The sequence below is a fragment of the Pseudoalteromonas luteoviolacea genome, assembly GCF_021654285.1.
Lineage (GTDB): Bacteria > Pseudomonadota > Gammaproteobacteria > Enterobacterales > Alteromonadaceae > Pseudoalteromonas > Pseudoalteromonas luteoviolacea_J.
This window is the reverse complement of sequence record NZ_JAKFZS010000066.1, coordinates 1-7,025: the sequence shown is the minus strand read 5'-3', so window position 1 is coordinate 7,025 and position 7,025 is coordinate 1. Positions and strand designations below refer to the sequence as shown.

Below are 7,025 nucleotides of genomic sequence, written 5' to 3'. Positions count from 1 at the left end.
TAGAAGTTCAAATATTTAGGAAACAAGGCCAACAAAAAGTAGCCTCCAGAATAACCGGTGTAAACTTCCATAATTTTGACCCTTTCTGTCCACTTGTCTTCAGACGAATTTGCCATAGTTGAAGCCAAAACTAAAGCTGCTCCAAGTAAGTATTTCATATTAATCCTTAATAATATTTATATTTTAATCCAGAGTGCTAAAAAATTTCGTAATGAAATTTATAATTATTTTTAATAAATTAAAAAATAACACGGAATTATTTTAACATTAAATAATTTTATTTTAAACAGGTGGTTTAAAAAATGTTAACCCAGGGGTGGGCATCTAAAAATAGAGCGTAGCCTCTATAAATGGCTAATAAGATGTATTGGTTTCACTAAAATTATTATCTGCATGAGGAAAAGACCAAAAGGGGCATGCACATTTACAAGGTTAGTAAAATTACAAATAGAAAATACGGCAGTTTGTGACAATTTTTATATTTATGTTCAAATTTTGCTCTCAATTAAGCGTCAGTAAGTTAACCTCGTCGCGAGGCACAAGCCTCCTGCTACGATAATCACTTAGCAAAAGCTGGTTCTGCTCTTGCCTGTAACTGGTCGGATATATTGATCGTCCACTCCCACTTATTGAGCAAATAGCCTCTTTTCTCTCTTTCGATCTCGTCATTGCTGCCTTGTTCGATCATCTCTTTAAAATCGATGATCTGAGCAAAGTTGCCTTCGTTGACATCATATTTGCCCCAATATTGACTTGTACCGGCACTACCCCGCTCAATTTTTAGGCCTTCCAAAAAGCTGGTTTTAAAGTCTTTGGCGGCACTGACTAGTTCGTCATTGCTATTTAAAGCCTCTTCAACAAGTTGCTTGTCTGCTTGGCTCAAGTGGCCTGTCGCAATCAGTTTGCCCGTTTCATCAACTGAAAAGCCCCAGCTTTTATGCTTTAGTTGCGGGTTTTGTTCATACAAATCTGCAGACACTTTCTCATACTCTTCAGCGATTCTGTTCGCTGCGGCCGGGGTTTCATGTAAATACAGCTTGCTGGTAGAAATGATGGCACTTTCAAGTATGGCCCTATGCTCCTCATATCTGGCTGGTAGATCGAGTTTGCCGTTAGCCTTATAGGTGATTACAGTTAGTTTACCGTTGTCAGACTTAGCTCGCATTTGCTCTGCAGGATGTGTCGGCTCTGAATTGATAAATTGTTTGGTTGGATCTACTTTGAGTCCCGCTTGACTGCTTGGGGCGAGACTTCTCATTTCATCACTAACCTGATTATTTTTTGCATGCAGGCGTGGTCCCGCACTTGCGTCAATCTTCATGTCATAATCCTTATTACACGCTTTTCTCTTTACTGTATCGGTTAGAGAAAAAATAAATTTAGCAATATTTTTAGTTATTTAAATCTAATTTTGATAGACCGCCTATAGCTGACTCAGTATTTAAGGTTGAAAAGCCGGCTTTAGGGCGTTAGTGGCGGATTAAATAATGTAGTATAAGGTAAAGGGGAATAACCATATCAGCCCCAATTTAGGGAATAGTTTAAGAAGCATCTTATCTGCTTACGTGATAATGAGTAACCATATTCATCTTGCTTTGTATGCAGATGATAAAAAACCGCATAACAGATAAAGGTACTTGGCTGATACAAAAGTTTGTTAATAGAGAGTCGTTTACAAACTACGGAAGATTTATAGGCTTTAGAGAAGACAAAGTTAAATACTGGTGTGAAATACTAACACATATTAACTGGGGATGATGATCTCTAATAATAAACCACCTATAAAAGTGGCTTATTATTAAAATTCTGAGTAAGCAAAATTAACTTTCTTTTTGCTCTTTAGCTTTTAGTTTTTTATCTTGATCAAAATGCCATTTTACAGCAAAGAATCCAGCTATACCCAATGCAATTACTTTTACACCCATAAATATATATGGGAAGAAATCAGACCAATGTTGTTCCATCACACACTCCACACAATTACTTATCATTTACCATAATGAAGAGCGATGCTACAAAACTGCCTTTTCGAATTTCAATTCTGATTTGCCTTGGCTTCTGTAAGTCTTTTGTCATACCTTATTGGACAAGCCAGTGGCTTTGGGCAATTTTTTATGAATTCTGCTCGCTCGAGACGACAATATATTGATCTGAGATAAGATTGTCAAACTATAATTAGAAAGTGCAGAACTTTTAGAAATTATTGAAAGTTGATTGTTCAGTTAAGTGAACTGAGCTACAAATATGTTGTGCTTCAACTTTAAATATTGTTCATATCTTTTTATTTGTAAACATATGGTTATGTGATTTTTTGATTGCTTGTGTTGGCATGTGTGGTTGCTTTTTTATACATGTTTAGACAACACATTAAAGCCTTTACTTTAGAAGTGGAGTGAAAGTGGATATTGAACCAATACGTTAATGTATAGCTACATTGTTTCGGTAGATATGAGACTTTCTTTTCTGTTATCTCTAGTATTTGATAATGTCTAGCCAGTATGATTGAGCTATTGGATTCAAAAAAGGTTATAAAATGCAGTCACAAAATACATTTAATCAACCCATTATTGCACAGTTAGGGCACCCCGTTTTGCAAAAACAAGCTAAATTGGTTGACGATATTTTATCAGATGAATGTCAAAACCTGATTGGAGAAATGATGGTGGCTGTTGAAAAAGCAAATGGGGTTGGCTTGGCAGCTCCACAAATTTATCAGAGTTTGCAGGTTTTTATTATGTGTTCTAAACCGAGTGTTCGATATCCGAACGCCCCTAGTATGCAGCCAACAGCGATCATTAACCCAGAGATTATTGAAGCCAGCGAAGAGTTAGAAAAAGGTTGGGAAGGGTGTTTAAGTGTGCCCAGTATGCGTGGACTAGTACCTAGGCATAAAAGTATTTCGGTTCGGTACTATGATCAACATGCTAAGATGCACACACGAGTATTTGACGATTTTGTCGCGCGTATTTTTCAGCATGAATTGGACCACTTAAACGGTTTAACCTTTATTGACCGGTTAGAGTCACCGCGAGATTTGGTGAGCGAAAATTATTGGTATGAGCACATTGTCAATAAACAGTGAATTTGAATTAAAGTAGAGCATTATATCTGTTTTTTACGTATATGATTGTTAAAGCCAATAGGTATTGGCTTTACCTTGAAAAACGCGAAAATGAAGCAATGCTCTTAACATAAGTTTCAGTTAGTGAGTTTGATAATTCACTACGTAACCTATCATTCTTGTTAACCCTTATCCGCTCGTTAATGCTTCGTTTGATACTCTAGGGAGTTTACAGTAAATAAATGTACTGATATCCCCACCTTTAAAGTTTTGATAATTAGCTTGGTATGATTGTAAGTTAGCTTCACACTCTTCATATGTTTTTATTGTCAACCTAGAGGGTAGCTCGAAAACCCCGTTTGTTGTTGATAGCTTAGCGCTGGTGTCAGCCATACCTAAAATCTCCAGTGGGCATGATACAACAGTTCAGAATGCAGTGCTTATTTGTAGTTTTCAAATAAATATATACTGATTCAAGCTGTGTACTTTGGTTCAGGCTTATTGGGCAATAAACGTGGATATTTTTGCTTTCGTTAGTTTCCGCCCCAATTTTTCATAAACAATCTAATTAAATACTGTACCAACGATGAATATAGATAGAAAATCACGTTCTTTTTAGTAAATGAACTACGGGTTATGTAGTTGCCGGTAATGGATTGTAAGTAACTGTAATCTAGTCTTTTTGTTTTGATCTCATATGTGTAGAGTTCACTCAAATACAAAACGAAGACAAACTTATAAAAGGATAATTAGTATGAAGACCAAGATTAAAAATACAATTCAATTGTTGGTTGTTATCGCAGGAAGCTCAATGACGTCTGCATTCGCTCAAAGCTCAGAGCCTATGTCTTGCCACTGGCAATTTGATCAGCAAAACGAAATCGCTACATATGAGAGTTTACTGTGCAATAACCCGATAGATTCAAACTCGTCAGATTTGCTTGTAGCTAAAAAAGTGAATATTCCAAGCCAAGGTTTTTGCAGTGTTAATTGGTTGGATGGCTATAGAACGGAGTTAAAAGGCAGTATTCAAGTCACAGGCGAGAAATCTGCTTGCTATGGAGCTGCTGTTTCTTTCAAACCTGCACCGAGGTCTCGAATCGTTAATGGCGTAACTGAAAGTCTGCTTGATTGTAGTTGGACGCCTAAGGGAAACAATACGCATCAATTAATGTGTAATACTAATCAAGGACAGGCACTTAACTTGCCAATTGCAACCAAATTACAACAGAAGAACTCTGGTAGCTGTTATATGATTTATAACGAGAATTCGCTTAAAATCATTGAAGGTGGCACAGTCGTTATCGATAACGCACCTAAAATGGATGACTGTGATATTGGCCCTGCATATTTCAGAGCATATCCGCAAAAGCGCGTTGTAAATGGGTTTGAGCAAACTCTTCTACAATGTGAGTGGCGCAATCAAAGTGATCAAGTGAGTATGAAGTATTGTACCGGTGCGCAAGGGTGGAATGATGATGTGGCCGTTGCATATAGAGTGGGCTCTTCTACACATTCTTTGGTAGACGCTTTGAATGAAGGGTTAACTAACGGTCAACTGATAGAAGATAAGTCGCTTAATCCTGTAAATCCACCACTTTACTTTAGTGCATATTGATGATTACTTCATGGAAAAGTGATTTTCTATTGCTAGTACATAAGGTCTGGAATCGATAAGGGAATAGATAGGTATAGTGTAACCAAGAAACAGTGTTTTCAGATCATAGAGGTAATAGCTTTTCAAGACTTGTATTGCGACACTGCTACCTTGTTGCTAAGTAGTTTTATTTTAATTTAAGCTACGCTCGGCTAAACATGATATAAAGTAGGTTGGATGATAAAACCAACCTACTTAACTTTATAATACTGTCGTCGTTTAGTTTTAATGGCTAAAATTTAGTTTGTTACTACTGTTAAAGATCAAATAAAACGATTTTCTTTTAACAAGTTTAATTTTTATATGTCAAATTATAAAGGGTTTAAACTGCCCCATTTTTTAATAGTAATACCTGCGGAACCTGTGCCGGTGTAGCCATCATTATCTGTCACCTTAACGGATAAATAAAATGACTCCCCAATGGCGCCGTATACCTGTACTTCGCCTAAACTTGTGTTAATAAGCTCCCCATTTAGTCTTATTTCACGTGATACAATTGTTCCATCTCTGTCACCCTCATTTATCTCAAATACAGCTGAACCTTCACTAAATTGCCTCACTGAGACAGATACACCTGGTTTATAGTCACAAACTTCTTTAGTAACATCTTCTGTGTGAGAGAAAGGAACCGTTGCACGACAATTTAACCATTCACCGTTTAGAAATTGGTATATCGTTCTTTGCTGCAATACCGTTGGGTGAACATACTCTCTTATTTGTATCATTCTATCATTGCTATTGAATGCGTAACAGTATGACCATCCTCCGTATAGATTAACTGTGCCCGCGTCGACTATGCGGCAGTTTACAGGAGTCGCATCTGCAAATGTAGATGAAAGTATTAAAGGTAGGGCTAAGGTTATGCGTTTTATATTCATATTTTTCTCTTTTTAGCTTTGTGTTAATTGAATCTAGGTTTAATGAATAGCACTGAACCTTAGTAATTTAGCTTCATAAAACTTTAAATTTTTCTTAATATTTTGTTGTTTGAATTTTTATCAATGGGTAATCCTTTTTTTGATGAGTATTTAATTTTATTTGTTTGAATAAACTGTAACAAATTAATTTTTTTATAATTACACATTTGATTTTTATGGTTATTTTTCTTTTGTTTTTTTTGTGGTTTGTGTCATGATCTTAATGAGTTATATAGGGAGAAAATGTGATGAATAAATTAACCGCTGTATTATTGGCTAGTATCTCTTGTGGCGCGTCTGCGAGTACACAATGGGAGCTATTTTCAGACACGATTTTAAATGGGGTGCTTGAATCTTCAAATGCCCATGTTCAGAACTTAAATATGACGATTTTGGCGAATAAGTTTAGCGCGATAGATGTTCAAGAGGTAGAGCCACTGCTTATATAAGGTGAGTTTGAGCACCCAAATACGTTTGAGTTAGGTTCAGGCACTACTCAACGCGTCCAATTTACTATTTCTAAAGATGGAAGTCGTTTTTACTATATTGGTAAGGGGAGCTTGCAAGAAGGTTATCAAGGTACATCGTATGGTCCTAATAATGATTCTGGCGACTTTACGCTTGGGCCTAAAGTCAATATTGTCACGGCTCCGGTAAGTTGTGCACAAATTCTAAGTGAAAATCCAGAGGCGACATCAGGTGTTTATTCAATTGATCCAGACGGTGAAGGTGCACAAGATAGCTTCGAGGCATATTGTGACATGGACACAGATGAAGGGGGTTGGACATTAATAGGTACATATGCAAGGACTAAGCCTGGTGGGAAAGAACGTATTAGTGAATATAGCCCCTTACCAGCTGTGACAGCAACAGATCCGGCCACTGGGTTATATCAAGGCTCACTAAGTGCATTTAGAGATGTCAGAGAGCAAGTTGCTTGCGACTTTGCTGGTTGTAAAAGTACTGCTTACCAATCTTCATTAAAAGAAGCTGAACTAGATATGATCCGTTATACATGGTGCTACAAAGATCAACAAGAAAATCAATCTACGACGCCATTGCCTGATTGTCGCTCAAGATATGTAGCAAATGGCACGACGTATGCAAACTGTTTGATTGATCCTGATCGTAATAATATGAATGTCGTCGGCTGGCAGCGTGATATCCACTCTAGCCATCATTCATGCTGGTTGGGGCACGGACTACATACACCATGGGCTAAAGGAACCGCGCAGTGTAGTTTTAATGCTCAAGGAAATGGTACTAGATGGGGTCTTTTATGGGTTAGATAATACAGCCCACATAATTAATTCGCAGTATTATAGTGATTTATAATACTGCGAGTTTTAATAAACGTTTAAGCAACTATAGTATTTGGACTTTGATGGCC

Annotated in this window: 7 protein-coding genes; 4 read left to right on the top strand and 3 right to left on the bottom strand. The window is 37.0% G+C overall.

Annotated elements, in window-relative coordinates; all coding sequences use genetic code 11:
- Positions 1–559: 559 nt before the first annotated feature.
- Complete coding sequence (locus L1077_RS26870) at positions 560–1,321, bottom strand: hypothetical protein (protein WP_237139832.1); 762 nt, start codon at positions 1,319–1,321, stop codon at positions 560–562.
- A gap of 499 nt (positions 1,322–1,820) precedes the next feature.
- The gene (locus L1077_RS26865) at positions 1,821–1,964 is read right to left on the bottom strand and encodes a hypothetical protein (protein ID WP_196760638.1); all 144 of its coding nucleotides are present in this window, start codon (positions 1,962–1,964) and stop codon (positions 1,821–1,823) included.
- A 569-nt stretch (positions 1,965–2,533) separates the two neighbouring features.
- On the opposite strand from L1077_RS26865, the gene def reads away from it, so the two are divergent.
- Together def and L1077_RS26855 are read left to right on the top strand one after the other, a co-directional pair.
- On the top strand, positions 2,534–3,082 hold the full coding sequence (gene def, locus L1077_RS26860; RefSeq protein ID WP_237139831.1) for a peptide deformylase: 549 nt from the start codon (positions 2,534–2,536) through the stop codon (positions 3,080–3,082).
- A gap of 733 nt (positions 3,083–3,815) precedes the next feature.
- Complete coding sequence (locus L1077_RS26855) at positions 3,816–4,679, top strand: hypothetical protein (protein ID WP_237139830.1); 864 nt, start codon at positions 3,816–3,818, stop codon at positions 4,677–4,679.
- A 350-nt stretch (positions 4,680–5,029) separates the two neighbouring features.
- On the opposite strand, the gene L1077_RS26850 is transcribed toward L1077_RS26855, so the two are convergent.
- The gene (locus L1077_RS26850; protein ID WP_237139829.1) at positions 5,030–5,596 is read right to left on the bottom strand and encodes a hypothetical protein; all 567 of its coding nucleotides are present in this window, start codon (positions 5,594–5,596) and stop codon (positions 5,030–5,032) included.
- Positions 5,597–5,883: 287 nt separating this feature from the next.
- Between L1077_RS26850 and L1077_RS26845 the strand changes: the two genes are divergently transcribed.
- Positions 5,884–6,084 (top strand): hypothetical protein, encoded by a 201-nt coding sequence (locus L1077_RS26845; protein WP_237139828.1) that lies wholly within the window; start codon positions 5,884–5,886, stop codon positions 6,082–6,084.
- 111 nt (positions 6,085–6,195) lie between these two features.
- Positions 6,196–6,927: a fibrinogen-like YCDxxxxGGGW domain-containing protein gene (locus L1077_RS26840; protein WP_237139827.1), complete on the top strand. Its 732-nt coding sequence runs from the start codon at positions 6,196–6,198 to the stop codon at positions 6,925–6,927.
- Positions 6,928–7,025: the final 98 nt, after the last annotated feature.

What these genes read in the sequence shown, in the direction of transcription:
- L1077_RS26870 (WP_237139832.1), bottom strand. Translation starts at nt 1,321, where the DNA reads ATGAAGATTGACGCAAGTGCGGGACCACGCCTGCATGCAAAAAATAAT.
- L1077_RS26865 (WP_196760638.1), bottom strand. Translation starts at nt 1,964, where the DNA reads ATGGAACAACATTGGTCTGATTTCTTCCCATATATATTTATGGGTGTA.
- def (WP_237139831.1), top strand. Translation starts at nt 2,534, where the DNA reads ATGCAGTCACAAAATACATTTAATCAACCCATTATTGCACAGTTAGGG.
- L1077_RS26855 (WP_237139830.1), top strand. Translation starts at nt 3,816, where the DNA reads ATGAAGACCAAGATTAAAAATACAATTCAATTGTTGGTTGTTATCGCA.
- L1077_RS26850 (WP_237139829.1), bottom strand. Translation starts at nt 5,596, where the DNA reads ATGAATATAAAACGCATAACCTTAGCCCTACCTTTAATACTTTCATCT.
- L1077_RS26845 (WP_237139828.1), top strand. Translation starts at nt 5,884, where the DNA reads ATGAATAAATTAACCGCTGTATTATTGGCTAGTATCTCTTGTGGCGCG.